At 61.7% G+C, this 25,318-nt stretch carries 25 protein-coding genes and 1 tRNA gene; 13 read left to right on the forward strand and 13 right to left on the reverse strand.

The genetic code is table 11. The features are described from left to right. Positions 1–175: 175 nt before the first annotated feature. The 3 genes from rplS to rimM form a co-directional block, all read right to left on the reverse strand. Positions 176–718, reverse strand: coding sequence for a 50S ribosomal protein L19 (gene rplS, locus ACSQ2A_RS15765; RefSeq protein WP_436072998.1), 543 nt, complete (start codon positions 716–718; stop codon positions 176–178). A 194-nt stretch (positions 719–912) separates the two neighbouring features. Continuing rightward, positions 913–1,593 carry a tRNA (guanosine(37)-N1)-methyltransferase TrmD gene (gene trmD / locus ACSQ2A_RS15770; protein WP_436072999.1) on the reverse strand — a complete coding sequence of 227 codons (681 nt, stop codon included), beginning with the start codon at positions 1,591–1,593 and terminating at the stop codon, positions 913–915. 14 nt (positions 1,594–1,607) lie between these two features. After that, on the reverse strand, positions 1,608–2,144 hold the full coding sequence (rimM, locus tag ACSQ2A_RS15775; RefSeq protein ID WP_436073000.1) for a ribosome maturation factor RimM: 537 nt from the start codon (positions 2,142–2,144) through the stop codon (positions 1,608–1,610). Positions 2,145–2,266: 122 nt separating this feature from the next. On the opposite strand from rimM, the gene ACSQ2A_RS15780 reads away from it, so the two are divergent. Beyond that, on the forward strand, positions 2,267–2,566 hold the full coding sequence (locus ACSQ2A_RS15780; RefSeq protein WP_295413185.1) for a hypothetical protein: 300 nt from the start codon (positions 2,267–2,269) through the stop codon (positions 2,564–2,566). 104 nt (positions 2,567–2,670) lie between these two features. Here the strand turns inward: ACSQ2A_RS15780 and ACSQ2A_RS15785 are convergent, their stop codons facing one another. The 4 genes from ACSQ2A_RS15785 to tsaD are packed head-to-tail and all read right to left on the reverse strand — an operon-like array spanning position 2,671 to position 5,443. Then, entirely contained in the window at positions 2,671–3,105 is a 435-nt protein-coding gene (locus tag ACSQ2A_RS15785) for an EVE domain-containing protein (protein WP_436073001.1), read from the reverse strand. 5 nt (positions 3,106–3,110) lie between these two features. Beyond that, positions 3,111–3,404, reverse strand: coding sequence for a YciI family protein (locus ACSQ2A_RS15790; RefSeq protein ID WP_295413180.1), 294 nt, complete (start codon positions 3,402–3,404; stop codon positions 3,111–3,113). Positions 3,405–3,408: 4 nt separating this feature from the next. Then, positions 3,409–4,395, reverse strand: coding sequence for an NAD(P)H-dependent glycerol-3-phosphate dehydrogenase (locus ACSQ2A_RS15795; protein WP_436073002.1), 987 nt, complete (start codon positions 4,393–4,395; stop codon positions 3,409–3,411). Next, complete coding sequence (gene tsaD, locus ACSQ2A_RS15800) at positions 4,385–5,443, reverse strand: tRNA (adenosine(37)-N6)-threonylcarbamoyltransferase complex transferase subunit TsaD (protein ID WP_436073225.1); 1,059 nt, start codon at positions 5,441–5,443, stop codon at positions 4,385–4,387. The genes ACSQ2A_RS15795 and tsaD overlap by 11 nt, the downstream gene beginning before the upstream one ends. Positions 5,444–5,541: 98 nt before the next feature. Here tsaD and hemC point away from each other — a divergent pair, with 98 nt between their 5' ends. The 5 genes from hemC to ACSQ2A_RS15825 all read left to right on the forward strand — a co-directional run bounded on the left by hemC (position 5,542) and on the right by ACSQ2A_RS15825 (position 10,003). Further along, the gene (gene hemC, locus ACSQ2A_RS15805; RefSeq protein ID WP_436073003.1) at positions 5,542–6,480 is read left to right on the forward strand and encodes a hydroxymethylbilane synthase; all 939 of its coding nucleotides are present in this window, start codon (positions 5,542–5,544) and stop codon (positions 6,478–6,480) included. A gap of 4 nt (positions 6,481–6,484) precedes the next feature. Continuing rightward, positions 6,485–7,216: a uroporphyrinogen-III synthase gene (locus ACSQ2A_RS15810; RefSeq protein WP_436073004.1), complete on the forward strand. Its 732-nt coding sequence runs from the start codon at positions 6,485–6,487 to the stop codon at positions 7,214–7,216. Positions 7,217–7,240: 24 nt separating this feature from the next. Beyond that, complete coding sequence (locus tag ACSQ2A_RS15815; RefSeq protein ID WP_436073005.1) at positions 7,241–8,509, forward strand: hypothetical protein; 1,269 nt, start codon at positions 7,241–7,243, stop codon at positions 8,507–8,509. After that, positions 8,506–9,891 carry a heme biosynthesis protein HemY gene (locus ACSQ2A_RS15820; RefSeq protein ID WP_436073006.1) on the forward strand — a complete coding sequence of 462 codons (1,386 nt, stop codon included), beginning with the start codon at positions 8,506–8,508 and terminating at the stop codon, positions 9,889–9,891. The genes ACSQ2A_RS15815 and ACSQ2A_RS15820 overlap by 4 nt, the downstream gene beginning before the upstream one ends. Positions 9,892–9,927: 36 nt before the next feature. Continuing rightward, a tRNA-Thr gene (locus ACSQ2A_RS15825) sits at positions 9,928–10,003 on the forward strand. Positions 10,004–10,022: 19 nt separating this feature from the next. Here ACSQ2A_RS15825 and ACSQ2A_RS15830 read toward each other — a convergent pair. After that, on the reverse strand, positions 10,023–10,802 hold the full coding sequence (locus tag ACSQ2A_RS15830; RefSeq protein WP_436073007.1) for an N-acyl amino acid synthase FeeM domain-containing protein: 780 nt from the start codon (positions 10,800–10,802) through the stop codon (positions 10,023–10,025). A 108-nt stretch (positions 10,803–10,910) separates the two neighbouring features. Beyond that, complete coding sequence (locus tag ACSQ2A_RS15835) at positions 10,911–13,217, reverse strand: putative bifunctional diguanylate cyclase/phosphodiesterase (RefSeq protein WP_436073008.1); 2,307 nt, start codon at positions 13,215–13,217, stop codon at positions 10,911–10,913. A 358-nt stretch (positions 13,218–13,575) separates the two neighbouring features. On the opposite strand from ACSQ2A_RS15835, the gene ACSQ2A_RS15840 reads away from it, so the two are divergent. After that, the gene (locus ACSQ2A_RS15840) at positions 13,576–13,863 is read left to right on the forward strand and encodes a 4a-hydroxytetrahydrobiopterin dehydratase (protein ID WP_436073009.1); all 288 of its coding nucleotides are present in this window, start codon (positions 13,576–13,578) and stop codon (positions 13,861–13,863) included. 7 nt (positions 13,864–13,870) lie between these two features. On the opposite strand, the gene ACSQ2A_RS15845 is transcribed toward ACSQ2A_RS15840, so the two are convergent. The 3 genes from ACSQ2A_RS15845 to ACSQ2A_RS15855 are packed head-to-tail and all read right to left on the reverse strand — an operon-like array spanning position 13,871 to position 19,699. After that, the gene (locus tag ACSQ2A_RS15845) at positions 13,871–17,338 is read right to left on the reverse strand and encodes an error-prone DNA polymerase (RefSeq protein ID WP_436073010.1); all 3,468 of its coding nucleotides are present in this window, start codon (positions 17,336–17,338) and stop codon (positions 13,871–13,873) included. Beyond that, entirely contained in the window at positions 17,335–19,005 is a 1,671-nt protein-coding gene (locus ACSQ2A_RS15850) for a Y-family DNA polymerase (protein WP_436073011.1), read from the reverse strand. Before ACSQ2A_RS15850 ends, ACSQ2A_RS15845 begins: the two co-directional genes overlap by 4 nt. Next, positions 18,890–19,699: an ImuA family protein gene (locus ACSQ2A_RS15855; protein WP_436073012.1), complete on the reverse strand. Its 810-nt coding sequence runs from the start codon at positions 19,697–19,699 to the stop codon at positions 18,890–18,892. The genes ACSQ2A_RS15850 and ACSQ2A_RS15855 overlap by 116 nt, the downstream gene beginning before the upstream one ends. Positions 19,700–19,940: 241 nt before the next feature. On the opposite strand from ACSQ2A_RS15855, the gene ACSQ2A_RS15860 reads away from it, so the two are divergent. Next, the gene (locus ACSQ2A_RS15860) at positions 19,941–20,390 is read left to right on the forward strand and encodes a TerB family tellurite resistance protein (protein WP_436073013.1); all 450 of its coding nucleotides are present in this window, start codon (positions 19,941–19,943) and stop codon (positions 20,388–20,390) included. Here the strand turns inward: ACSQ2A_RS15860 and ACSQ2A_RS15865 are convergent. Beyond that, positions 20,387–20,938, reverse strand: coding sequence for a hypothetical protein (locus ACSQ2A_RS15865; protein WP_436073014.1), 552 nt, complete (start codon positions 20,936–20,938; stop codon positions 20,387–20,389). The two genes, ACSQ2A_RS15860 and ACSQ2A_RS15865, sit on opposite strands and share 4 nt — an antisense overlap. An 84-nt stretch (positions 20,939–21,022) precedes the next feature. On the opposite strand from ACSQ2A_RS15865, the gene ACSQ2A_RS15870 reads away from it, so the two are divergent. From ACSQ2A_RS15870 to ACSQ2A_RS15890, 5 genes are all read left to right on the forward strand, one after another. Beyond that, a complete protein-coding gene (locus ACSQ2A_RS15870) occupies positions 21,023–21,472 on the forward strand; it encodes a universal stress protein (protein WP_436073015.1) in 450 nt (149 codons plus the stop codon). Positions 21,473–21,612: 140 nt separating this feature from the next. Continuing rightward, positions 21,613–22,146, forward strand: a complete 534-nt coding sequence (gene ppa / locus ACSQ2A_RS15875; protein WP_295413139.1) for an inorganic diphosphatase — start codon at positions 21,613–21,615, stop codon at positions 22,144–22,146. 150 nt (positions 22,147–22,296) lie between these two features. Next, a complete protein-coding gene (locus ACSQ2A_RS15880; RefSeq protein ID WP_436073016.1) occupies positions 22,297–23,169 on the forward strand; it encodes a heme-dependent oxidative N-demethylase family protein in 873 nt (290 codons plus the stop codon). 61 nt (positions 23,170–23,230) lie between these two features. After that, positions 23,231–23,668, forward strand: coding sequence for a MarR family winged helix-turn-helix transcriptional regulator (locus ACSQ2A_RS15885; protein WP_436073017.1), 438 nt, complete (start codon positions 23,231–23,233; stop codon positions 23,666–23,668). Between the two features lie 112 nt (positions 23,669–23,780). Next, complete coding sequence (locus tag ACSQ2A_RS15890) at positions 23,781–25,094, forward strand: diguanylate cyclase domain-containing protein (protein WP_436073018.1); 1,314 nt, start codon at positions 23,781–23,783, stop codon at positions 25,092–25,094. The last annotated feature ends 224 nt before the right edge of the window (positions 25,095–25,318 follow it).

Genomic DNA, 25,318 nt, shown 5'->3' on the forward strand with positions numbered 1-25,318 from the left:
CTGCATCGAGTTTTTGGCACTTTCTGCTGACGACCACTGTCCCCTCACCTCCCCCTTGATGGGGGAGGCCGGGAGGGGGTGTCGGCATACACCAGTCTCGTAGCTTGCGTTCCACGTGAATCAAAAAAGCCCGACCTTGCGGCCGGGCTTCAATCGTTCAAGCTGCGCTAAAAGCTTATTCGCTCTTGGCTTCGCCTTCAGCCGATGCTGCGGCAGCAGCGGCGGCTGCGGCTTCCGCGTCCTTGGCGGCCTGTTCGGCGGCAAAGGCTTCGGCAGCGGCGACCTTTTCAGCTTCGCGGGCTTCGCGAGCGGCCTGGGCTGCTTCGCGTTCGCCGGCTTCGATCTTGCGGGTACGAGCGTTGGTCGATTCGAAAATACGAGCCGACTTACCGCGACGATCACGCAGGTAGTAGAGCTTGGCGCGACGGACCTTACCGCGCTTGATCACTTCAACCGAAGCGATGTTGGGCGAGTAAAGCGGGAAAACGCGTTCCACACCTTCGCCGTACGAAATCTTGCGCACGGTGAAGCTTTCGGTGATGCCGCCGCCGGAGCGGGCGATCACCACGCCTTCATAGGCCTGGAGACGTTCCTTGTCGCCTTCGCGAATCTTGACCCACACCTTGACGGTATCGCCATGGGTGAATTCAGGGAGTTCGCGCTTGGCAGCCTGCAGGGCAACCTGCTCGGCATTGAGCTGTTCGATAATGCTGCTCATTTTCGATCCGTTCTGATCTTTTCTAGGGGCAACTCTGTGCGGGCCTTGCGGCCCCGTCGCCCGGTCTTGGTTTTTGACGGAAGGGTAGTCTTTTTGGTCTTGTCGCACGGCCGGGTCCGATCCCGAAGCGCGCGAATGGGCGGCTCATAGGAGAAAACGCGCGGAGAGTCCAGCGTTTTGGGTCTTTTGGGCTTTTAGTCCTTCAGCAAATCAGGCCGCCGTGCCCTGGTCAGCGCCTGGGACTGTTCATGACGCCATTTGGCGATTTTGGCATGGTCGCCCGAGGTGAGGACGGCGGGGATATCAGTGCCCTCAAAAGTCTGGGGGCGGGTGTAGTGCGGATATTCCAGAAGACCGTTCTCAAAGCTTTCTTCGTCGCGGCTGTCCAGGGCCCCGAGAACGCCGGGGATGAGACGCACGACCGCTTCAAGAAGGACCATGGCGGCGACTTCACCACCGGCGAGTACATAGTCGCCTATGGAAATTTCCTCGAGGTTTCGCGAGTCGATGACTCGTTGGTCAACGCCCTCAAAACGGCCGCAGACGATGACAGCGCCAGGCCCGGTCGCCAGTTCATGGGCACGGGCCTGGGTGAGAGGTTTTCCGCGGGGGGACATCAGAATGCGTGGGCGCGGGTCGTCGGCAGGCGCGATGGTGTCGATGGCTTTGGCCAAAATATCGGGCTTTAGCACCATGCCGGCGCCGCCACCCGAGGGGGTGTCGTCGACGGTGCGATGCTTGTCCGTCGCAAAGTCGCGCAGATGGGTGGCGCGCAGCGCCCAGAGCCCGTCGGCCATGCCGCGGCCAAGGACGGAAGCGCCGAGCGGCCCCGGAAAGAGATCGGGGAAGAGGGTGATAATATCAGCGGAAAACATACTCTTGCTTCCGATCAGTCCGGCTCTTCCTCGCCCGGCTCGGCATCGAGCGGCGGGGCGATGACCAGAAAGCCATCGGCAATGCGAATGGTCGGCACCACGGCCTTGGTGAAGGGGTAAAGAAAGGTGTCACCCGAACGCGGATCGCGCACTTCGAGGAGATCGCCGGCGCCATAGTTGAGGAGTGCCGAAACTTCGCCGATGCTGACACCGGAATCGAGCCGGGCGTCGAGACCGATGAGATCGGCGTGATAGAAATCGTCCTCATCATCTGGATCGGGCAGGCGGCTGCGATCGACAAAGAGCGACACGCCGTTGAGGAGCTCGGCCGCATTGCGGTCGCGAACGCCCTTAACTCGCGCCACGAGCACGTTCTTGTTGAGACGGGCCGCCTCGATGGTGATGGTCAGGCCGGCGCGGTCGGTATCGAGCGGGCCATAGCTGGCTATGGCTTCAGGCTCGCCGGTAAAGGTGGTGATGCGGACTTCGCCCTTGATGCCGTGGGCGGCGCCGATCTTGCCCATCAGAATGCGGTTTGCTGGCGCTGCCATTTTCGTCCCTTTTGGCTTGAAGACAGCTGCACCCTTTAGCAGGGTTGCGCCTTGGCGCAAACGGCGGAACCTTGCGCCTCATGGCGCTTTCTTCTCGCAAGGCGATGCCAAGGAGAAGCGTCATGTCCAAAACCCTAACTGACCGCCGCGCCATTCGCGAATGGGTGGAAGCCCGCGGTGGCAATCCCGTGCTCATGGACGTGCCGGATGGCACTGGCATCCGCACTGTACTGCAGCTCACCTTTGGGCAGGATGCGCTCAATGCCGAGGGCAATGAGGGACCGGACCGGATCGATGGCTTTCAGCTGGTGAGTTGGGAAGAGTGGTTCGTGGCGCTGGAAAAGGGACACCTGGCGATCGAGGTGACCGATGATCCCTCAGGCGGCAACGAGGCCGAGTTTACATTTGTGCCGCGGGACTAGGTTTTTCCCCATCCACGACGCCGAAACAGAGATCCCCGCTTTCGCGGGGATGACATCGTGGTTTTGCATTTTTAGCGTTTCACGTGAATCGCTCGGCTAGTCGCTTACAAGCCACCCATCTTGCACAGCAGCTTCCACTCGGCGTCGCTGACCTTTGAGACCGACAGGCGCGAAAGTTTTACCAGTTCTAGCCCGGACAGCGCTTCTGTCGCCTTGATCTCGGCGAGCGTCACCGGGCGCGGAAACGGTTTGACCGATTGCACGTCGACGCATTCCCACACCACTTCACCCTTGGCGTTGAGGTCGGCCGTGCTGTCAGGATGGGCCGGGGCCACCACATGCATGATGCCGACGATCTCCTTGCCGATATTGGAGTGGTAAAAGAAGGCCTGGTCGCCGACCGCCATGGCCTTCATGTTGTTGCGCGCCGCATAATTGCGCACACCATGCCATTCTTCGACTTCGCCACGGCCGGTCTTGGCGACGAGATCGTCGAAGGAAAACACATCCGGCTCGGATTTCATCAGCCAGTAGGCCATGGGTCCTAAAACTCCGCTGCGGTGTTGTTGATGGCGATGCGCCAACGCTTGACCTCATAGCTCGAAAAAACGCCGGCCGGCACGAATGGATCCGCGGCCGCCAGGGCCTCGGCTTCGGCGAGGTTTTCCGCTTCGAAGACAACGATTGAGCCTTCCGGCTGTTCGTCGGCATTGAGCAGGGCGCCGGCAAAGACCAGCTTCTTGCCCAGGGAGTTGAGGTGTTCGAGATGCACCGGGCGGGTGTCGAGGCGGGTCTGCAGGGCGCCCGGCGCGTCCTTGGCGATCATGGCATAGAGCATTTTTTCAGTGTTCCCTCTTGAGCGGGCGGGACATCAGCCCCGCAACGATGGTGGCAATATCGGCGCGGCCGGCAACGAATGCATCAACGGCGTGGATGAGCGGGGCATCCACATCGAGGCTGGCGGCAAGCGCGGCCGCGACCGGGGCCGTGGCAACGCCTTCGGCGAGCTTGGCTCCCCCGGCCAGGATGTCAGCTGTCTTGCGGCCGGCACCGAGCGCCATGCCGAACTGATAGTTTCGCGATTGGACCGAGGTACAGGTCAGCGTGAGATCGCCCAGACCGGCAAGGCCGGTGAGGGTATGGGCCGAGCCGCCAAGCGCGTGCACCATGCGCGCCATTTCGGCATAGCCGCGGGCGATCAGGGCCGAGCGGGCCGAGGCGCCGAGGCTGGCGCCTTCGACGGCGCCGCAGGCGAGGGCATAGACATTTTTCAGTGCCCCGGCGATCTCGACGCCGATCCGGTCATCGGCCGCATAGGGGCGAAAACTGGGGCCGGCGAGGGCAATGGCAAGGTCCGACGTGGAATTGGCATCGTCGCCGGCAAGAGTCACCGCTGTTGGGCGACCCGCGGCAACATCCCCGGCAAAGCTGGGGCCAGAGAGCACATAGCCGATCGCGTCGGGCGCCATGTCAGCCAGAATCTCGCTCTGGCGCGCGAGGGTGCCGGCTTCGAGGCCCTTGGCGGAAAGGACCACCGGCTTGCCCGCCAGCAGCTGGGGATCGAGCGATGTAAGCAGTGTTCGCGTCGCCTGCGCGGGCACGGCGAGAATAAAAATATCGGCTGATACCGGTTCCACGCTGGCGGTGATGGTTTCCAGCAGGGCCTGGCCGGGCAGGGCGGTCTGGTTGATATGGGTGGCGTTGAGCGCATCGGCCTGGGCCTGGTTGCGGAGCACCAGCGTCACACTGCGCCCAGCCATGGCAGCGGCCTGCGCGAGGGCCGTGCCCCAGGTGCCGCCGCCGAGAACGGCTACCGTTTCAAGCGCCATGGCTTTTCACCTTCATGTCTTCGTCCTGCAGCGGCCAGCGCGGTCGGGCGGCAATGGCGAGGCTGTCGGTATCATCGAGCGCCAGTCGCTCGGCGCCGGCCCAGGCGATCATGGCGCCATTGTCGGTGCAAAGTGCGATAGGCGGCACGATGAGATCGGCGCCGAATTCGGTACAGGGCTTTTGCAGGGCCTCGGCAATACGGCGATTGGCGGCAACGCCACCGGCGACGACAAGGCGAATGGGTTCGCCTGGGAATTCTGCCGCAAATTTTTCGAGGGCTTGGCGAGCGCGGAATCCAACAATCTGCGCCACGGTTTCCTGAAAACTGGCGGCGATGTCGGCGACGTCCTGATCGGTCAGCGGGGCCAGCGCCTCGGCCTGCAGACGCACAGCGGTCTTTAGCCCTGAGAACGAAAAATCGAGGCGTTCTTCGCGCAGAAGCGGCTTTGGGAATTTGAAGCGTTTTGGGTCACCCTGCTGGGCGATCCGCTCGACCGCAGGGCCGCCAGGATGGCCCAGTGACAGGAGCTTAGCTACCTTATCAAAGGCTTCGCCCAGCGCGTCGTCGATGGTGCCGCCCCAGCGTTCATAATCACCGACACCGCGCACCAGCACGAACTGGCTGTGGCCGCCGGAGACGAGCAGCATCAGGTAGGGGAATTTGACGCCATTGGTCAGCCGCGCGGTAAGAGCATGGCCTTCGAGGTGATTGACCGCGATCAGCGGTTTTTCCAGCGAAGCGGCAAGCGCCTTGGCAGTGGTCAGGCCCACCAGCACGCCACCGATCAGCCCTGGGCCGGCAGTGGCGGCGACGGCGTCGATGTCATCGAGGCTGATGCCGGCCTCGTCGATTGCCTGCGCGATGATGTGATCGAGCCATTCGACATGGGCGCGGGCGGCCAGTTCCGGCACCACGCCGCCAAAGGCCGCGTGCTCGTCGAGCTGGCTACGCACCACATTGGAACGAATGGTGCCGTGGCCGGATTGATCCCGCACGACCACGGAGGCGGCGGTTTCGTCGCAGCTAGTCTCGATACCTAGAATGATGGCTTGCGCTTGCCCGGTCACGACGAACTGGTCTACTCCCAAGGGTGAGGCGGCGCGAGGCGCCTTGACGGTTTTCGCTACACTAGGACAGAGCCATAATGCAATCGCCAGCCCCCTTCGCCCGGATCGGAACGCGCGGCAGCCCGCTGGCGCTGGCACAGGCGAAGCTGGTGCGGAGCCTGCTTTCATCGGCCCATGGCGTTGGCGAAGACGACATCCATATTGAAGTGTTTTCGACCGGCGGCGACCGCAGCCAGGATGCCAATGTGGCCCTGTCGACCATTGGCGGCAAAGGCGTTTTCACCAAGGAGATCGACGAGGCGCTGCTTTCGGGCCGCGTCGATATCGGCGTTCATTCCAGCAAGGATGTGGCGACAGGCCTGCCCGAGGGCATGGTGCTGGCCGCCTTTCTTGAGCGCGAGGACGTGCGCGACGCTTTTTTATCCCTGAAGGTGGCGGGGATCGATCAGCTGCCCGAGGGCGCGAAATTCGGCACATCGTCCATTCGCCGCGCGGCGCAGGCGCTGCGGTTGCGGCCCGATCTCAAAATCGTGCCCTTCCGCGGCAATGTGCATACACGGCTGCAAAAACTGGCTGATGGCGTGGCCGACGCCACGCTGCTGGCTATGGCCGGACTCAACCGGCTGGGCGAGGCGCATCGGGCGACGGCCGTTCTTGATGCCGACAATTTCATGCCCGCGCCGGCCCAGGGGGCCATCGGGCTTGCCGTGCGCAGCGGCGACAAGCGCTTTCTGGACCTCGTGGCGCCGCTTGATCATGCGCAAACGCATGCGCGTATTGCGGCGGAGCGGGCCATGCTGGCCGTGCTCGATGGATCCTGCCGCACCCCGGTGGGGGCTCTGACCGAGGGGCAGGGCGGTTCGCTGACCCTCAAGGGCGAAATTTTGAGCCTTGATGGGCAGACGACTTTCCGCGCTGAAGCCAGTGGTGGCGATCCGCAGGCCCTGGGCGAAAAGGTCGGACAGGAACTGCTCGATCAGGCTGGGCCCGACTGGCTCAAACAGTGGATGGGTTGAAAACATGCGCATGCTCGTCACCCGCCCGGAGCCCGATGCACAAGCCAGTATCGACCGGCTGGCGGCGCTCGGCATCGAGGCGGTGGCGACACCTCTCCTGACGCGGGCGGCGCTTGATTTTCATCTGCCAGACCCGTCCGGCTTTGCCGCCCTGGCAGTCACCAGTACCAATGCTCTCAGGGCGCTGGAGGACAAGAGCGTACTCCCGGACCTGCATCACTTGCCGGTCTATGCGGTGGGCGATCGCACGGCGCACGAGGCAAAAAGCCTGGGCTTTAGAGATGTGTTCAGCGCTGGCGGTACCTTTGAGCGGCTGACGACCATGCTGGCCTTGGCCCGCATCGAGGGGCCGGTGCTTTACCCGGCCGGGCGGCACCTCAGCGGCGACCTGGCGCAGGCGCTTGCCCCGCATGGGATCATGGTGGTCACCGCGACAGTCTATGACATGGTCGCCGAATCATATTTCCCGAATGGCACGTTGACGGAGCTCGAAAGCGGCGGCCTCGACGCGGTGCTCGTCTATTCCCGGCGAACGGCGGAGATTTTTTGTGCGCTGGTGAGCGAAAAACTCAGCGCGGCAAAAAAGCGCGATCTCGTGCTGTTGTGCCTCTCCGAAAATGTCGCGCAGCCGCTGCTCGGCAGTCACTTTACCCGCGTGCATCTGGCCGACCGGCCGGATGAAGAAGCGATGATGTCCCTGGCGCTGGCTTTTGCCCGCGAGCAATCTGGGTCATGATCGGGCAAGGCAAAAGGAAGGCACATGGCTGATCCCAAGGACAAGGCAAGCGCCGCAACCCCAACCACGCCCGCCGGCAAGTCCGGCGCGGTGAAGCCACCAGTGCTCGAAGGCACGGCGCGCCCGGCCGAATCGGCCAAGCCAAGTGCGGCAAAGCCCGAAGCAGAGGCCAAGCCCGAGCCGGTTAAATCCGAACCGGCCAAGACCAGTCCGGCCAGCGCAACGACAAAGCCCGAATCAAAGCCGATCACGCCGCCGCCGGTTACATCAGCCGAATCGGGGGCAGGGACGGCGTGGCTTGCTGGTCTCGTTGGTGGTGTCGTGGGTCTCGGCGCTGCCTATGGGTTGGCGCTGCTGGGCTATTGGCCTGCGGTCGCTCCCGCGCCGCAGCCGGCCGATCCGCGGATATCAACCATTTCGACGGCCGTGCCGGAACTTGAAACGGTTACCTCCACCTTGCAGGGCGAGTTGGCGCGGCTGACCGCGCGGGTCGCCGGGCTCGAAACCAATCCTGAAGCGTCCGCCCCGGCAGGCGATTCGACGGCATCGAATCAGCTGGCAGGTGATCTTGCCGCGCTTAGCGCTCGGGTCGATGAGCTCACTGCTGCGCCGCAGACCGCCGGTGAAACGGCGGCGCAAAATGCTGCTGCCATTGCCACGCTTGAAACCGAACTCGCTGCGCTGCGCCAGGCTTCCGCCCAGACCCAGACCGATCTCGATGGTGTCACCGCCAAGGTCGCGACGCTCGAAACCGATTTTTCCGAGGGTACGGCAATCGAAGCGGGGCAGGTGCGCCTGCCGCTCATCGTTTCCGGCTTCGAAACGGCTTTTGCCACCGGCTCGGCCTATGATGCGGAAATTGCTGCCCTTCGGCAGGCGCTGCCCAATCTTGCCGTGCCCGATGCCGTGCTTGCCAATGCCATGACCGGGCTCAAGCGCCCCGATCTCATTGCCCGCGATTTCAATGCCGTGCTGCCCGATGTTTTGGCCGGCAGGCCGGTTGGAGCCGATGCCGGCTGGCAGGAAGCAACGTCGGACTGGTTCCGCGGCATCATAGCGCTGCGCCCCACGGAGGCGGTGGAGGGCGATGGGCCAGAGGCTGTGGTTGCGCGGCTCGAAGGCGCCATTGGGCGCGGCGACTTTGTTGCGGCAAAGACCGAACTCGACGCCCTGCCACCCTCCATGCGAACCGCCACCGGCGCTGTGGCCGACGAAATCGACAAGCAGGCCGCGGCCCAGACCTTCCTTGCAACGCTGCGCCAAGCGGCGCTGGCCGGAGGAAACGGCGCATGATCCGTCTCGCCCTCTGGATCGTCGGTTCCCTCGTCGTTGCGGCGCTCGCTGCGTGGTTGATGGCTCTGCCAGGCACGCTGACGCTGGAATTGGCCGGCTATCGCATGCAGCCGCGGCTCGGCACGGCGGTGGTGCTCTTGCTGCTTGCTGCTGCGCTCATCATCCTCGTTTGGGCTGTGCTGCGCCGCATTTTTGGGGCGCCGCGCGCCATGGCCCGGCGTCGTGCCCTGCGCCGTCGCGAACAGGGGGTGGAAGCCCTGTCTGACGCCGTCATTGCCCTGCAATCGGGCGATCCGGCGCGGGCGCGTCTTCTCGCCCGCGAGGCACAAGCCCGGCTGCCTGAAAACAGCGCGGCAAAATTGCTCGAAGCCCGCGCGGATCTGGCCGTGGGCGATATGCCGGCGGCACGCGAGCACTATCGGGCGCTGATCGCCAGCGACAAGACCGCGCTGGCGGCTCTCACCGGCCTTTATGACCAGGCCCGGACCCAGCAGCGGCCGGAAGCGGCGCTGACCTTTGCCCGCAAGGCGCTGAGTCTGGCGCCCGACAGTTCCTGGGCCTCTGAAGCCGTGTTCGACGATCTGGTGCGGCGCGGTCACTGGGCCGAGGCTGTGGCCATGGTCAATGCCGAAGTGCCGCCGGGCCGCGAAGGCCGCGCCAAAAAACGCCGCCGCCAGGCGGTCATTGAAACGGCGCGCGCGCGGGAAGCCGAAACCAGCCAGCCGCTGGTGGCGCTCGAACATGCGCTGACGGCGCTAAAACTCCTGCCCGATTTCGTGCCCGCAGCGCTCATTGCAGCGCGCGTCCATATCAATCAGGGCGAGAGCCGCAAAGCGATGAGCCTCTTGCGTCGTATCTGGCGGGCGACCGGGCACCCCGATGTCGCCGCGCTCTACGGTCACGCCCAGCCCGGCGCTTCGGCAGTCGAACGTTTGAAGCGGATGCGCGAGATCGTCGATACGCCACCCGAACACCGTGCGGCCGCCATGGCGCTCGCCCGTGCCGCTATTGACGCCTATGACTGGCCGCTGGCCCGCGATGTACTGCTGCCCTATGCCGGGCCCGATCTCACCGAGGGCGTTGCGAGTCTGATGGCCGAAATCGAAGCCGGCGAAACCGGCGATCAGGGCAAGGCACGCGAATGGCTGGCCCGGGGTCTGCGCGCGGCGCGCGATCCGGCCTGGACAGCCGATGGGCTTGTCAGTGCCGAGTGGGAGCCGATTTCGCCCGTCACCGGTAAGCTCGACGCCTTTGAATGGAAAGTGCCTGTGACCAGCAATGCGCGGCCCTTGCCGTTGCCGGCGGCTTCAGGTGATCCGGCTGAAGATTTCCCCAAGCCTGCGCCGGTCTTGCCTCTTGCGCCCGCGGAAAACCAACAGTAAAAGACCGCCATCCGTTCGGGCCATGGCCCGCCCGGCGCCGCTTTAGCTCAGTTGGTAGAGCACATCATTCGTAATGATGGGGTCAGGTGTTCGAGTCACCTAAGCGGCACCACTTCCCTTTCCCATTCCGGTCAGAGTTGCTCCGCCATTTCTGCGCGCGCGCTTTCATAGGCGTGGCGGGCCGAAGCGCGGATGCGCAGATGCGTGCCCTGCTTCACCGTCTGGGTGAAGAGCTGCTCGCGCTCATGGCTGGTCGACAAGAAGAACGGAAAACGCTGGGCGACGCGGGTGCGGATGTTCTCGACCGGCGCGCCGAAGAGGGCGACCGGGAAATGGAGGCCCGGATAGGTCCTCACATCGCTCATGATTTCCGAGCCGAAGACGCGCTTGTAAAAGGGCCCATGCTCGGGGCGCACCAACGCAAGGCACAGGTCCGCATTGAAATGCACCGAGGCCATGGCGGCAACGCGCAGCGTCAGAAAAGGCAGGGCCGGATAGGTCAGCGATGCCTCGCGGTCGGCCGTAAACCGGCTGGGATCGATGAAGGTTTTCCCGGCATCCACCATCGGGGCCAGGATATCGGGACACACTTTCATGCTGGGCGAGCGGCGGTGCTCGGCAATCAGGTGGTGCAGGCGAATGGAGCTGACCAGTTCGCCCTTGATATAGATGCCAAAACTCATGGCATTGGGCGTTTCATCGAGATCGTCGATGCAGATTTCCTCTGCATTGTGATCCATGAAACCCTCACGCACATAGGCGCGATAGCGCAATTTGTAGATGGGATCGTCGATGACGCTGGCATCGACCCGTGCATAGCTGACGTCGTCGAGCACGTCGATCAGCGCCCCCGAAAAGCGCGAGGGTTCGCCGGCGCGGGCTGCAGCCGCGCTGTCTTTGTCGATAGCCATGCTGATCTGTCCGCCGCCCAAAATTGCCGTCGCGGGAACGTTAACGATCTATTAACCCTGACAAAAGTTGACATTGCCGACGTGGTTAATTTGCCGGTTTTGCACCCACTAGGTCGAGGAGACCAAGCGCAGCGGCACCGTGTTTTGACGGTAAATCTGCTGTTCGAGCAGGCGCGAGATCGCATCAAAACTCATGGGCGCGCCATAAAGGAACCCCTGGATGAGGTCGGCCCGCGTGTGATTGGTGACGAAGTTGAGCTGAACCTCGGTTTCGACGCCTTCGATCGTGGTCACGAGGTCAAGGTCCTTGCCGATCTGCACCACATTGGTGAGCAGTTTTAGGGCATGTTCGTCGGTTTCGATGCCGGTGAGGAAGGAGCGGTCGATCTTGAGTTTTGTAAAGGGCAGGGCGCTGAGATAGCTCAGCGAAGAATAGCCCGTGCCAAAATCGTCGAGCGCCACGCCGACCCCCTGCTTGCACAGTTTCAGGAGAGCGGCGGCGGCGGCATCGCGCTCTTCGATGACGGTGGTTTCGGTCACTTCGATTTCGAGCCGCGCGGCCGGGAGCCCGCTTTCCGCGAGCGCGCGACTGACCATGTCTTCCACATCGGTGGCGCGGAAATCATGCGCCGAGATATTGACCGCGACGTGGGTGCTTCCGGGCCAGGTGTGGCAGTCGCGGGTGGCCTTTGCGAGCACGAAACGCGTCAGATCGGTGATCATGCCGGTTTCTTCGGCGATCGGAATGAAAGTGGCCGGCGAGATCGCGCCAAAAGTCTCGTGATCCCAGCGCGCCAGGGCCTCGCAGCCGACGATGCGGTTTTCGCGCGGGTCGACCACGGGCTGATAGGCGAGGTGCAATTTGCCTTCGGCAATGGCGGTCTTGAGGTCGGTCTTGAGCTGCTGGCGGAATTGGTACTCGGTATCCATGCGGGTATGGAACTGCATGATGCGGTTCTTGCCGCCCGATTTGGCCGCGTTGAGTGCCAGATCGGCCTTGATCATCAATTGCTCGAAGTCATTGTTGCGGTCCGGGGACGAGACGAGACCAACGCTGACATCGATGTCGAGCCGGCGATTGGGCAGTTGATAGGCCTGGTGCATGCTGGTGATCAGCCGCTCGGCATCGGCCTCGATGCCTGCGGGTCCCGCGGATGAGACATAGAAGGCGATGAATTCGTCGCCGCCCAGGCGTCCGACAATGGCATTTGCGGGCAGGGCGCCGGGCAGGCGCTGACCGAGCTCGTGCAGCAATTGATCGCCGGCGAGATGGCCGAGCGTATCGTTGATATGCTTGAAGTCGTCGATATCGAGGATCAGCAGCGCCATATCGCCCGCCGCGAACGTATCGAGTCGCGCTTCGAGCGCCTTTTCCACCAGCTCGGCGAAATAGGCCCGGTTGGGCAGGCCCGTCAGCGCGTCGTAGCGCGCCATGTAGCTGATGCGCTCTTCGGCCGCGATGCGATCGGAAATGTCTTCGAAGAGCAGAACCGACTTGGTGTCGCGCGAGGAAATCGAGGCTTCGAAATACTGCCCCGCAGCGCTGGAGATCAGCACCTTGCCGCTCGAACGGGTTTCGATCAGCAGCTCGATGCGCCGGGTGGCGGCCTGCGGCACGGCGCCGGTGGCAAGGGCGTGTTCGAACAGTTCGTAGAGCGGGCGCCCGATCCAGTCGGTGGGATTGTCGATGCCGAAGGCCATGAGCGCGCTGTCATTGGCCACTTCGATCAGGTGGTTCCGGTCGAGCATCAGGAGGCCATGCGCCATGGTGTCGAGCGCAGCATCAAGCTGGCCGGCCAGCGCCGAGGCCTTGGTGCGGCCATGCACGGCGCGCAGCAGCACGTTTCGCGCATTGCCCGCGATCTTTCGCAGCGACAGGAAGAAGGGCAGTAGCAGCAGGGTGAGAAGGGCATAGTAGATATTGCCCACCAGCAGCAGCCCCAGGCACAGGGGCACGGCGATCAGCAGGACCTGGATGGTCATCAGCCTGTCGATGGCGAAATTGCGCTGCGAGACACCCACCAGCACGGAAACCGAGACGCTGGCAGCGGTCAGTTCGGCAAAGGCATCGTCGACCACCCAGAAGCTGATCAGGCACCAGACGCCATAGATCAACGCGATGGCGGCGGCCCCCAGGGTCGCGCGTCCTTCCCAATAGAGCGCGGCTTCGACGTCTTCGTCGCCCAGAACCACATCGTCAAAAGCCTTCATATCGAGGTGGCGCAGGAAGCCCACGACGATGAACATCACCGCAATGCAGCCAAGCTCGGGCGACTGGGCCTCGAGCGCCGCGACGGAGGCAGCGAGTGCCGAGCCATAGGCGCCAAGCAGCATCGACAGCCGGTCCGCATAAAGCGAGCGGATCATCGACACATAGTCGAGAGGGGGCAGCAATTTATGGGCGGCTTGAAACATGCCGGTCCTGTGAAGAGTTCGGATCTTGGGGTGATCCGCCGCCCCGACTCCGGTCGGTGGCAGTTTGGTGTAGTTCGCCACGTTCGTGGCTTATGGCCGCCCATTCTTGGCGTGGCCGTTCTGGTTGACGTTTGAGTTCAACTCAGGTGCGGTTAAGACCGTCTTGAATGTTGGGCGGAAGTTGAACTTCGTCGCCGCTTTCCCGTTGCCAAGGTGAACCCTTGCTTAATGCGGTTCGCTAAAGCGCGTCGAGATCCCCTGGATTGGTTTGGCGCGACTTGGTTTTTGTTGTCGCGCATGCCTTTGTTCCGAAGCGGTACTGTTTTCGGGAGACGTGCCGCAGGTTGAGGAGACCAAAATGGCAGACAAGCTCAAACCCGAGGAAATCGCGGCGGCACGCGGCAAGCTGGCCGGCTGGACGGTGGAGGACGGCGAGAAACGACTGACGCGAACCTTCAAGTTCAAGGATTTTTCCGAGGCTTTTGGCTTTATGAGCCGCGTGGCGCTGCTCGCCGACAAGGCGGATCACCATCCCGATTGGTCGAACAGTTACAACAAAGTCGAGATCGTGCTGTCCACCCATGATGCCGGGGGATTGACGCAAAAGGATGTCGATCTCGCCGAAAACATCAGCGCCCTGGTGTGATCCTCTCTTAATGGAAATTCCGACCCTTGGGCATGGCGCCATAGGCGCGGCGGCGGGCCATTTCCACCTCGCGGATGGCATTGCGGTCGCGGCTCTGCGTGCCCGGCGGACCGGATTTTCCCTCATCGGCCCGGGCCACGATCCGGTCGCCAAAATCCTTGCCATGGGAGAGATCGAGCAGGTGCGGGGTCAAATCGACCATGTCCTCGGCGATGATGTGAATGACAAGGCCCTCTTTCTGCAATTGCCCGCGCACCGCCAGCATGCGGCTCGAAAGCAGGGTTTTTCGCATGGCGTCATTTTCAAACAGCTTTGGCCAGACAACGATATTGGCGACCCCGGTCTCGTCCTCGAGGGTGACAAAGATGACGCCGCTCGCCGTGCCCGGCCGCTGGCGGACCAGAACGAGGCCCGCCACTTCGATGCGATGGCCCGGCGTCACCGTCGAGAGATTCGCCGCTCGCGTCGTGCCGCGCTCCATCAGCATGGGCCGCAGGAATTGCACTGGATGGCCTTTTAAGGACAGTGACAGGGTCGCATAGTCATGGATGACCTCTTCGCCCGGCGCCATGAGGGGGAGGCCGGCGGGCTCTTCCGCTATCGTCACGACGGGCGCTGCGGCCTGGAAGAGGGGCAAGGTATCGGCGCCGTGGGCGCCAATGAGCCCTTTCACTGCCCAGAGCGCCTCACGACGATTGATATCCATGGAAGCAAAGGCATCGGCTCGAGCGAGCTTTTCAAGACTCGCGATCGGTACGCCTGTACGCAACCACAGATCACGGACCGAATTGTACGGCTTTGTACCGCGTCGGGCGACGATGCGATTGATGTCTGCCTCCGGCAGGCCCTCGACAAAGTTGAGACCCAGTCGGATTGCCTTATTGGAGAGGATGTCGTCCTTCATCTCGGCATGTCGAGCCCAGATGGCATCGCGCGTTTCGCGGCTACCGGTTTCGAGCACGCTTTCGGGGTCCGAAAGATTGACGTCCACATCCAGGATTTCAACACCATGCTCCATTGCATCGCGTACGATCTGGCTGGGTGCGTAAAACCCCATGGGCTGGGAATTCAGCAGCGCGCAGGCAAAGACATCGGGGTAGTGGCACTTGAGCCAGCACGAGGCATAGACAAGAAGAGCGAAACTCGCCGCATGGCTTTCGGGAAAGCCATATTCGGCAAAACCTTCGATCTGAGAAAAGCAGCGTTCTGCGAACTCGCGGCTATACCCCCTTTTGTTGTTCATCATCCCCTTGACGAACTTCTCCTTGAAAATACTGATCCTGCCTGTTCGCCGCCAAGCCGCCATGGCTCGTCGAAGCTGATCAGCTTCACCCGGCGTAAATCCGGCGCCAACAGTCGCCATCTGCATGGCCTGTTCTTGGAACAAGGGAATGCCTTTGGTTTCCCTGAGCACTTCGTCGAGCGGATCGTCGGGTTTGGGTTCCCATTTTTCGATTCCATCCCGGCGTTTGAGATAGGGGTGTACCATGCCGCCTTGGATCGGGCCGGGCCGTACAATGGCGACCTCGATCACTAGGTCATAGAACCGGATCGGCTTTAACCGTGGCAGCATGGACATCTGCGCTCGGCTTTCGATCTGGAATACGCCGATCGTGTCGGCGCGGTGGGTCATGGCATAGACCCGAGATTTATCGAGCGGTCCCTTGCCCACTTCTTCGGCGAGCAAGTCAGTCAATTCATAGTCTTTTTTGTAATGCACATGTAGCAGTTCGAATGCTCGCCGCAGACAAGAGAGCATGCCCAAGGCAAGGATATCGACCTTGAGAATGGCCAAGGCGTCGATGTCATCCTTGTTCCATTCGATAATCGCCCGATTATCCATGGCCGATTGACCGATCGGCACCAGGCTTTCGAGACTATCGCGGGTGATGACGAAGCCGCCGACATGTTGACTGAGATGGCGGGGAAAGCCGCGCAGCACTTTGACGACTTCGAACATCTGGGCCAGCACCGGATCATCGGGGCTAAGGCCGATATTGGCGACGTTTTTCAGATCTAGCGACGAGCCCCAGCCCCAGTGAAGCTGGTTAAAAGCACTGATCGCATCTTCCGATACGCCAAAAACCTTGGCGGTTTCGCGAATGGCGCTTTTGGAGCGATAGGAGATGACGTTGGCTGTCAGTCCTGTCCGCCGGCCACCATATTTCTTGTAAACATACTGCATCACCTCTTCGCGTCGCTCATGCTCGAAATCGACGTCGATATCGGGCGGCTCGTTTCGTTCGGTGGAAATGAAACGGCCAAAGACCAGAGTGTTCTTGGTTGGGTCGACCGATGTAATGCCAAGGCAAAAGCAAACTGAGGAATTGGCTGCCGAGCCACGTCCTTGGCACATGATCTTGCGCTCGTTCCGGGCATACATGACGATGTCATGGACGGTCAGAAAATAAGCAGCGTAACCTTTATAGGCGATCAGGCAGAGTTCTTTCCAGAGATCCTCTTTCAGCTTGTTGCTCAGGCCATCGGGAAAGCGCCAGGCGGCGCCAGCCCAGGTCAGGCGTTCCAGAGTCTGTTGCGCGGTTTCTCCGTTGCCAATCGTTTCTTCGGGATAATTGTACTTGAGCTGATCGAGCGTGAAGGCGATGCGGTTTATAAAAAGCTGCGTTTGCGTGATCGCGTCGGGATGTTCGGCGAAAAGCCGAACCATTTCCGCCGGCTGTTTCAAATGTCGCTCGGCATTGGCGGCGAGACGAAATCCGGCCTGGTTGAGGGTGACGTGTTCTCGAATGCAGGTCACCACATCGAGCACCATGCGCCGGTCCGGCTCATGATAGGCAACATCATTGCTGGCGATCATCCGGGCCCGGTGTCGCTTGGCCAGGAGATCGACCCGGTTGAGGCGCGCCCGGTCCTCCCCGTCAAAGCGCGGTGTTCCAGCAACCCAGATCCGTCCCGGGGCTTTCCTGCTCAACTGATCAAGGGTTTCTTCCGTCAGTCCCCAGTCGTTTTCGTTGGGCATGAGAATGAAGAGCTGACCTTGGGAAAAATCTTCGGTCGGACCGTGCTGGCTGTCTGAAACAGGGTCGGCAGAGCCGAAAAGGTCTTCGAGGAATAGTTTGGGATTTCCCTTCTCGCCGCGCTGATTGCCAAGGGTGAGCAGCTTGCAGAGCCGCCCATAGGCAATGCGATCGGTTGGGTAGGCCACGATGTCGGGAGTGCCATCGGCAAAGCAAAGGCGAACCCCGACGAGGTAGCGAAAATTGGGATTGCCGTCAGTCTTGGTGTCCCGGGCTGTGACATAGCCGCGAACCACGCCGGCAAAACTATTGCGATCACAGAGGCCGAGTGCCGTCATGCCCAGATGTATCGCGCCAGACACCAGTTCCTCCGGATGCGATCCGCTGCGCAGGAAAGAAAAATTACTGGTGCTTATCAGTTCGGCAAAAGCAGGCGATTGAGCTGGAAGCTGAGCCTGCAAAGCTTTTTCGCGCGAGAGGGAAACGACATTGCTCATGGGAAAAACCCATGCAGATACCAGGCGGGAGGCAGATCACCGTCATAAAAACCTTGCCGAAAAACCCAGAAGCGCCTGCCGTCGGTATCTTCCACCAGGTAGTAGTCACGTGTGCTGGCCTCCGGATCGTGTAGGGGCAGAGCGGCGACATAGGGCGGTTGTTTGGCCTTCTCGCCTGGCTCGAGTTCCTCGGGCTCGACCTCTTCGACAAGTTGTAGTCGTTCGCGCTTGCGCCACCATTCGGCACCGAGGCGTTCAGGGCCGGCGCCCTTGATGAGGCGATAAGGCTGACGTCGCCAAATCATGGAAGCAGGAAGACCATCAGGCACTTCGGCATTGATCCTGACCAATTCCGGCATGGGCAGGAGACGCAGGGGACGTCTGGGTCGCGGGCGGGAAAGCGGAGACTCGGTTTCGGCGACAACGGCCGGTGCCAGGCGCGCCGCCCGTTCGGGAATATGGCTCTCGACAAGCTCGACCTTGAGCACGGCGGTCGGGCCCAGCCGACTCGTAAGTCGATCTGTCAGGCGATCTATATCGGCAGCACCATTCTCTGTTTCAAAAGCGCCGAGTTGGGCTACATCGAGTCGATCGAGCGAGCTTGCAGCCAGGCGCACCATGTCGATACCGAATCCCGGATCGAATTCTTCCACTTCGAACCGCTGTGCACGGTGATGAAAAAGACTGGCGATATGCTGGGGATCACGCGTCAGTCGCGCTGCATTGAGCGACAGGGTCATGACCTTGTGGTCGACGCGGTAGAGAAAGAGATGAAACGTCTGGGCGCCGAGCCCATCGGTTTCCAATGCCGCGCAGAGTTTTTGTGCTAGTTCCCGGGCCGCCGCCAGAACGTCATCAAGTTGGGAAATCGGTTCGTGAAACCGGCGTTCGACAAAATGTTCCACGACAGGCAGGCGTGGGGTCATCCGTTCTTCGATTTCACCATAAGCCTGATCAAGCCGGATAAGGAATGATGCACCGAAGCGCGCCTGCAGCGGTTTGCGGGGGCGTTGCCGCACCTGTCCGATCGTGAGAAGGCCCATCTGGGTCAGTGCCGCGATCTGGTCCCTGCCCAGACGCAGTGCTGGGATGGGCAGGCTGTCGAGCAAAGTTACCATCGTCTTGGGTGTGACGATCCGGTTTCCGACGAAGTGGCTCACCGCCCATGCTGCCCCGATCGTCGGCGCAATAGCCCCCGAAACGGTATAGCCAACCTGCCGCAAACGACTGATCATCATCGACAACATGATTTTCTCGCCACCGAAAAGATGGGGCACGCCTGTTATGTCGAGGATGAGATCGCCATAGGGCGTTATGTCGGTCAGGACCGAAACAAGAGGACTGGCATTGGAGTGCCAGTCGGCAAAGCTGGCAAAGGCATTTTCCAGCATGGGACGATCGAGTTCACGTATGGCGAGGCGCGGCACGAGCGCACGTGCATCGGCTACACTTTGGCCCACGCGCAGCCCTCTTTTAGCTGCCTCTGTATCGATGGCGGCAAGCTGCAAGCCACCCTTGATCTTCTCGTAGAGCGCGAGGGGCGTGCTTAGTTCAGGCTCGCGCCGCTTGAGATAATCCGTCGGCCAATCGGGTAGGAAAAGCGAAAGGAAGCGTCGGCCGGTGCCGGCTTTTACGTCCGGGCTCAACAGGCAAGGTTGCAAAGCCATTTTCGGTCCATTCCAGTAAGAACTGGGTTTGGCGACCCAGTGCGACCCCTTTTTCCAATTCGAGACTCCAGCGTGGCGCGCCGGGTGCCTGTTCATCGAAGCGTTTTCGGCCCGAGCGATGCGGGGTGAGACACCAGCGCAGATGGGCGGCGCTGGCTTGCCGTTCCGCGCCATAGCGCAGCAGAAACAAGGACGTGCCGCTTTCGGCAGCGCGCAAGCTCAGGCGCCGGCTGGCTGTGAAATCGAGTGGCTCGGGGTCGCCGCCGATATCGGCGACGATTCCGGCGACCGCCCGGCAAGCCAGGGATTCTTCGGCGACCCAAAGGAAGTCCCGCATGTCGCTGACCCGCACGATCACCAATTGTGCCGGATCGAAGCCAAAAGATAAAAGCCCCGGCCCATAGGGTAGGCCGAAGAACTGGCCGTCAGAAGTGAGTTGCAGATAGAGCACTGCCATACGCTTGGGCGTCAGCAGTGTTTTGGCCTGACCCAGGGCAAAACCGAGACTGGCCCCACCATTGCGTACGGCATCGGTGAAGACCTCCTGCAGAAGCCCTCCGGGCAGGCGCGGAAAATTGCCGTCCCTGGCATCAAAGGACTTTGCCCGCACCTCCGCCAGTGCCGGCTTGCGCTCGATATCGGCAATGGTGTCCCGCAGCGCGGTGAGGCGCTGTTGGCGATCCGGGGCTGACATAGTGAAACTGCCTGCTAGAACAAAACAGGAACATGTTGACTCCGAATCCCTCGGGAGTCGAGTCCCTTTTGCGGCCTACCTCGGAATCGGGTGTGGCCTTGCTGCATCATCGGCGGTCAAGACCGCGTGAGCAGTACTTGCGACCATTGAGCAAAACCAGCTTCTGCCCCAGTCTTTACCTGCGGCCCTCCCGGCTCATTCAAAACCCGTTTCCTTCACCCCGTCCACGAGGCTGAAAGCCATGTTCGAGGCCCTGACCCGTCTGTTCCAAAAAGCCGAGGCCACGGCCGACAGCAATGACCCAAGACTGTCGGTGGCAGCGCTTCTGGTGCACCTCGCCGCGGTCGATGGCACGATGAAGGATGAGGAACGCAAAACCATCCGCGGCGCGCTGATGGATCACTATGATCTTGATGAGCCCAGTGTCGATCGCCTGATCAAGCAGGCGGCCGAGCGCGATGCCGAGGCGGTGGATTTTTACCGCTTTACCACCGGCATTACCCAGTTGCCGATGGAAGACCGCGTCGAAATCATCCGCATGATGTGGACCGTGGTTTTTGCCGACCGGCAGAATCACGAGCTCGAGGACAATATGGTCTGGCGCATTGCCGAGCTGATCGGCGTGTCGAGCCGCGACCGCACCGTGTTGCGCAACCAGATTCGGGGACTGCGCGGCGAGGCCGAAGCCTAGTAGGCCGAAAACTCCCCGATTACTTCGGGCTCGTCATTGGCGCAGTCGAATTTTCCAGCCTTGTCGGCAGCGGCGCGGGCCAGTTCGTTGGCGTCCTTGTTGGCGAGGGCATCGACATAGGCGATGTGGCAGGAATTGCCCTCGGCAATCTGGGTCACCACCAGCACCTGGCCCTTGTTCTCGCCGGTTTCAGGGTCGGCCGTGTGATAGCGCACGATGGTCGCCACCGGGAAAAAGTAGCCTTTTGCATTGGACAGCCGCCATTCGAGCTTTGCGCCGAGATTGTTGAAGGGCGGCAGCGTCTGGAAACCGGCCGAATTGGCTTCCGGATCAAAACCATAGCTGATGGAAAAGCGGAGGTCGCCTTCCTCAACCATGACCGGAAAACCCTTATAGCCCGGGCAGGCCCAGCTGGCGCCGAAATCGTCGGCTTCGAGCACCAGGCACTGCTCGATATCGAGGTCGGTATAGGCACTGGTAAAGCCCGATTGGGCAAAGGCCGGGGTTGCGCAAGTCACGGTCAGAACCAGAAAAAGACGCTGCAACATGACCGGCCTCCTCGCCGCGATATGATCGAGATCAATTGCCGGACACAATGATCGGGTTATTGTGCTGATAACAAGGAGAAGAGCATGTTCAAATCCCTGCTTATTGCCACCGATGGTTCCGAACTTGGCGACAAGGCCGTGGCGGCCGGCGTCGAACTCGCCAAAGCACACGGCTCGAAAATCCTGGTCCTAACTTCAACGGACCCGGTGGCCACCGGCATCGGCGCCGGCGGTTTCGGCACTTTTGATGCGGGCCCGATCATTGCCCAGCTCGAAGAGGATTATGCCGACCAGGCCAAAAAACTGCTCGACGTCGCCAAGCAAAAACTCGACGCGGCCGGGATTGCCGCCGAAACCCTGCATGTGCCGCGCCATCGTCCGGCCGATGCCATTCTCGAAGCGGTTTCCGCGCGCGGCGTTGATACGATCGTCATGGGCTCGCATGGCCGTCGCGGCCTTGGCCGGCTGCTGCTCGGCAGCCAGGCTTCCGAGGTTCTGGCGCGTTCCAGCGTGCCTGTGCTGATCGTCAAATAGGCTTTTGCAATTTTTTCCGAAGCCATTCGTCCTGCGGCGAATGGCTTCGGCGTCTCGCCTATTTACGGCTTGCCTTTGCCGGGGGTTCTGCGGCAGAACGCCTCCGTTCAGCCCCTCCCTGACGCAACGGACACGCCCAAATGAACATCGACGCCATCCCGACCGGCAAGAACCCGCCCGACGACCTCAATGTCATCATCGAAGTCCCCCTTGGCGGCGAGCCGATCAAGTATGAAATCGACAAGGATAGCGGCGCGCTCTTCGTCGATCGCTTCCTCTATACGCCGATGCGCTACCCCGGCAATTACGGCTTCGTGCCGCATACTCTGTGCGGCGATGGCGATCCGCTCGACGTGATCGTGATGAATTCGCGTCCGCTGGTGCCCGGCGCCGTGGTGCGCTCGCGCCCCGTCGGCGTGCTCTTCATGGAAGACGATGGTGGCCAGGACGAAAAGATCATTGCCGTGCCGGTCAGCAAGCTGACGCGCATGTACGACAATATCAAAGACATTGAGGATTTCCCGGAAATCCAGCTTGAGCGCGTGAAGCACTTTTTCACGCACTACAAGGATCTCGAGCCCGGCAAGTGGGCCAAGATCGACCGGATCGGCAACCTCGCCGACGCCAAGCGCGTGATTCTGGAATCGATCGAGCGCCACAAGGCCTCCAAGTAATTTTGGATTTTTTGGGCGGGGTTCTACCTCGCCCGTTTCTTTTCGGCTCTTGCCTCGATGTCACCCCGGCGCAGGCCGGGGATGACAGCTGGTGGTGATTGACGCCCCAAGCCACTTGCTAAGGCTCGAACTCCCCGCTTTCATGGCGGCATGACGCTTCCCGCCTTCGATACCAGACTTTTCCAGATCGCCACCAGGCCGCTCGACCTCTCAGACTGGCTCGATCCCGATGCCGATATGGCGGCGCAGCTGGCCGAAAAGGCGCGGCTGCACAAAACGCATCTCGCCGAGATTTTTGCCGAACTGCCCGAAAGCCGTCCGGCCCAGGCCGAGCTGCTTTCCCTGCTAGCTGACTATCTGCCCGTCTGCTTTCCAGACCTCTGGCAAAAGCGCGATGATGGCCTCCTTGTCGTCCCCACCGGCGAAATGGTTGAACTGAGCGGCATTCCCCTGCTGCAGGCCGCAAAGCTGGTGCAGGACGATCTGCTCATCCTCTCTCGCGCCGAGGCCGGTTGGCGCCTCGTTGCAGCAAGCCTGAACTTTCCGTCCTCCTGGGTGCTGTCCGAAAAAATCGGAAAGGTGCTCGATGCCATTCATGCTCCGGTACCCGGCTTTGGCCCCGAAACCCGCCCGGCTCAGCTGATGGCGCGCATGTTCGACGCGCTGCGACCCGAAACACCTATCATCCGCTGGAACTGGTCGCTCTATGGCGACCGGAGATTGTTTCACCCCGACGTTTCAGGACCCGACACGCCCCGCTTCGGCACGGGCGATAGGGCCGATCCCGTCCACCTGCGCATCGAGCGGCAAACCCTGCGCAAACTCCCGGGAAGCGGGGCGATCGTGTTCACCATCCGGATTTCACTGGTCGATCTCGACAGCTTTTCCGTCCTGCCCGGCGCCAAAAGTTTCGCCGAAACCCTCCATGCCCAGCTTCTCGCCCTCACCCCCGAACAGCTCGACTACAAGGGCCTGACGCGCGAGCGCGACCGGGTCTTAAAACGTCTCGCAGGCATAAGCTGAAACGCTTGCCCAAATCAGTATGCCGCGCCTAAATGGGAAAAATCCTGAGTAGGCTCAGTATATGAACGAGACCACCGTTGCCGACCAGTTGAACTGGGCTGCCCGTCTTCTGGCGCGCGAGACGGAAACCATGTTGGGACCCATCGGGCTCAATCCTGCCTATGTGCCGGTGCTTCTCGCCCTCTCGGCCGGCGGCGCGCATACGCCAAAGGGCCTCGCCGATGCGGCATCCGTCGAACAGCCGACAATGACCGCCACCATCCAGCGCATGGAGCGCGATGGTCTCGTCACGCGAAAGCGCAATCCCGATGACGGCCGCAGCGCCCTGATCGCCCTGACCCCGGCCGGCTATGATCGCATCGCCGACATGGACCGCGCCCTTGGCGCGCTCAACGAACTGCTGCTTGAGCAATTCACCACGGCCGAGCGTGGGCAGTTTCTGGAACTGCTTGGACGCGTCATTTCCGTGCTGGAAGTGCAGACGGGTAGGGCGGGGTGAGGGGCCGCCAAACAGCAAGGCGACCGAGACAAAGACCATAAAAATCATGCGCTTCGTCCGCGCCAAAAGGGTGCATTAACGCGCCTCCCCTATGCTTGCGGGCAAAGAGGGAATGATTGAAGTGGCCCAGGTCGATGTGTTTTCGCTCGCCGCCGCTGTCACCGCGTTACTGCTGGCGGTCGCGCTGCTCGTTGCCTATGCCATCAACCGCCGATTGAAGGCCTTTGTCTGGTGGGCCGGCAGCTTTGCCTTGCTGGCCTTGTGGCTGGCAACAGCGACGCTGCGTTTCGAAAAGCCGGTTGTCCCTGTTTTATGGCTCAGCTGGGGCAGTTTTTATGCGGCGGCCTGCCTCGTGGCCTATGGGCTGTATCGCGAAGGCGCCACACGCATCAGCCCCCTCGGCCGCATACTCGCCTGTGGGGCGCTTTTCCTCGTGATGGCAACCACACTGACCGTGCTGCATGCGCGGCCGCATTACTGGTTTCTGATCGGCCCCATTCCCACGGTGATCTTTATGGCCTGGTCGGCTGTGCTGGTCTATCGCGCCGGTGCCTGGGGTTATGGGCTGGTCCTGGTCGTCGGCATCGCCATTGTCAGCCTCTTGTCGCTGATCCATCCGGGAGGGCTCGCCCGCGCCCTGTCGCCGCGCCGTCCGCCATCGGTCCTGCGCGGCAGCTTTGGCGAGGCGGGCGATCCCGGGGCACCCATCTCGCTCAATCCGCCTCCGGCCCAGCCTGGACTGCTCGATTTTGCGCCGCCGGCCGGCCCGCATCCGCCGGTGGAGCAGCCCCTGACGGTGACGCTGATCACGGTGGTGGCGCTGCTGGCCATGGCCATAGCATTGGTCATGCGCGACATGCTGAGCGAGCTCGACAGGATGCGGGAACGTTCAAGCATCGATGCCATGACGGGCCTCCTCAATCGGGCGACCTTCGAAGAGACTGCCGTGGGCCTTTTGCGGGCGGCCGGCGCCCGTCCGATCTACATGATCCTGTTCGATATCGACCATTTCAAGCGGGTCAACGATACAGCCGGACATGCGGCGGGTGACCGGGTTATTTCCCGGCTAGGCCGGATCCTGCGCGACATGTCCGTGCCGCGTGGCATAGCGGGGCGCGTGGGGGGCGAGGAGTTCGCCGTTATCCTTCCGGACTGTGATCTCAGCACAGCACGGCAGTTTGCCGATGCGGTCCGGTCCGGGCTATCGGCCTCCGATTTTGGCGACGATATCGGCTGGGGCGTGACCGCAAGCGCCGGCATTGCGCGGCACCTCGTCGACGAAAACCTCGATGGATTGACCGCCCGGGCCGACAAGGCGCTGTACGCCGCCAAGGAAAGCGGCCGCGACAGGATCACCATCGCGCCTGATGCCATGGAGGAGCGCCATTGGCCGGGCCAGAATGTCAGGCTCGCCGGCAGTGCCTAGCTCACGAACGCTAGAGTGGCATTTTTCCAGGAGTCTCAGTCAGCAAACCCATCCCATATTCGCCGCGGAACCGGAATTGGGCCCCCTCTCGTCTTTCGCGCATTCCCGCCCTGCATTGGCAGCGCTTGTTAAGAGCGCTGTTTTTCTGTAATAGCCGCACCGAAAAGCGCCAGACTGCCCATAATGCAGCTGGCGTTTCCTGTTTTCCGCATGATTTGGCCGTT

The organism is Devosia sp. LjRoot3, assembly GCF_964252865.1.
Lineage (GTDB): Bacteria > Pseudomonadota > Alphaproteobacteria > Rhizobiales > Devosiaceae > Devosia.

What these genes read in the sequence shown, in the direction of transcription:
- rplS (WP_436072998.1), bottom strand. Translation starts at nt 718, where the DNA reads ATGAGCAGCATTATCGAACAGCTCAATGCCGAGCAGGTTGCCCTGCAG.
- trmD (WP_436072999.1), bottom strand. Translation starts at nt 1,593, where the DNA reads ATGTTTTCCGCTGATATTATCACCCTCTTCCCCGATCTCTTTCCGGGG.
- rimM (WP_436073000.1), bottom strand. Translation starts at nt 2,144, where the DNA reads ATGGCAGCGCCAGCAAACCGCATTCTGATGGGCAAGATCGGCGCCGCC.
- ACSQ2A_RS15780 (WP_295413185.1), top strand. Translation starts at nt 2,267, where the DNA reads ATGTCCAAAACCCTAACTGACCGCCGCGCCATTCGCGAATGGGTGGAA.
- ACSQ2A_RS15785 (WP_436073001.1), bottom strand. Translation starts at nt 3,105, where the DNA reads ATGGCCTACTGGCTGATGAAATCCGAGCCGGATGTGTTTTCCTTCGAC.
- ACSQ2A_RS15790 (WP_295413180.1), bottom strand. Translation starts at nt 3,404, where the DNA reads ATGCTCTATGCCATGATCGCCAAGGACGCGCCGGGCGCCCTGCAGACC.
- ACSQ2A_RS15795 (WP_436073002.1), bottom strand. Translation starts at nt 4,395, where the DNA reads ATGGCGCTTGAAACGGTAGCCGTTCTCGGCGGCGGCACCTGGGGCACG.
- hemC (WP_436073003.1), top strand. Translation starts at nt 5,542, where the DNA reads ATGCAATCGCCAGCCCCCTTCGCCCGGATCGGAACGCGCGGCAGCCCG.
- ACSQ2A_RS15810 (WP_436073004.1), top strand. Translation starts at nt 6,485, where the DNA reads ATGCGCATGCTCGTCACCCGCCCGGAGCCCGATGCACAAGCCAGTATC.
- ACSQ2A_RS15815 (WP_436073005.1), top strand. Translation starts at nt 7,241, where the DNA reads ATGGCTGATCCCAAGGACAAGGCAAGCGCCGCAACCCCAACCACGCCC.
- ACSQ2A_RS15820 (WP_436073006.1), top strand. Translation starts at nt 8,506, where the DNA reads ATGATCCGTCTCGCCCTCTGGATCGTCGGTTCCCTCGTCGTTGCGGCG.
- ACSQ2A_RS15830 (WP_436073007.1), bottom strand. Translation starts at nt 10,802, where the DNA reads ATGGCTATCGACAAAGACAGCGCGGCTGCAGCCCGCGCCGGCGAACCC.
- ACSQ2A_RS15835 (WP_436073008.1), bottom strand. Translation starts at nt 13,217, where the DNA reads ATGTTTCAAGCCGCCCATAAATTGCTGCCCCCTCTCGACTATGTGTCG.
- ACSQ2A_RS15840 (WP_436073009.1), top strand. Translation starts at nt 13,576, where the DNA reads ATGGCAGACAAGCTCAAACCCGAGGAAATCGCGGCGGCACGCGGCAAG.
- ACSQ2A_RS15845 (WP_436073010.1), bottom strand. Translation starts at nt 17,338, where the DNA reads ATGAGCAATGTCGTTTCCCTCTCGCGCGAAAAAGCTTTGCAGGCTCAG.
- ACSQ2A_RS15850 (WP_436073011.1), bottom strand. Translation starts at nt 19,005, where the DNA reads ATGGCTTTGCAACCTTGCCTGTTGAGCCCGGACGTAAAAGCCGGCACC.
- ACSQ2A_RS15855 (WP_436073012.1), bottom strand. Translation starts at nt 19,699, where the DNA reads ATGTCAGCCCCGGATCGCCAACAGCGCCTCACCGCGCTGCGGGACACC.
- ACSQ2A_RS15860 (WP_436073013.1), top strand. Translation starts at nt 19,941, where the DNA reads ATGTTCGAGGCCCTGACCCGTCTGTTCCAAAAAGCCGAGGCCACGGCC.
- ACSQ2A_RS15865 (WP_436073014.1), bottom strand. Translation starts at nt 20,938, where the DNA reads ATGTTGCAGCGTCTTTTTCTGGTTCTGACCGTGACTTGCGCAACCCCG.
- ACSQ2A_RS15870 (WP_436073015.1), top strand. Translation starts at nt 21,023, where the DNA reads ATGTTCAAATCCCTGCTTATTGCCACCGATGGTTCCGAACTTGGCGAC.
- ppa (WP_295413139.1), top strand. Translation starts at nt 21,613, where the DNA reads ATGAACATCGACGCCATCCCGACCGGCAAGAACCCGCCCGACGACCTC.
- ACSQ2A_RS15880 (WP_436073016.1), top strand. Translation starts at nt 22,297, where the DNA reads ATGACGCTTCCCGCCTTCGATACCAGACTTTTCCAGATCGCCACCAGG.
- ACSQ2A_RS15885 (WP_436073017.1), top strand. Translation starts at nt 23,231, where the DNA reads ATGAACGAGACCACCGTTGCCGACCAGTTGAACTGGGCTGCCCGTCTT.
- ACSQ2A_RS15890 (WP_436073018.1), top strand. Translation starts at nt 23,781, where the DNA reads ATGATTGAAGTGGCCCAGGTCGATGTGTTTTCGCTCGCCGCCGCTGTC.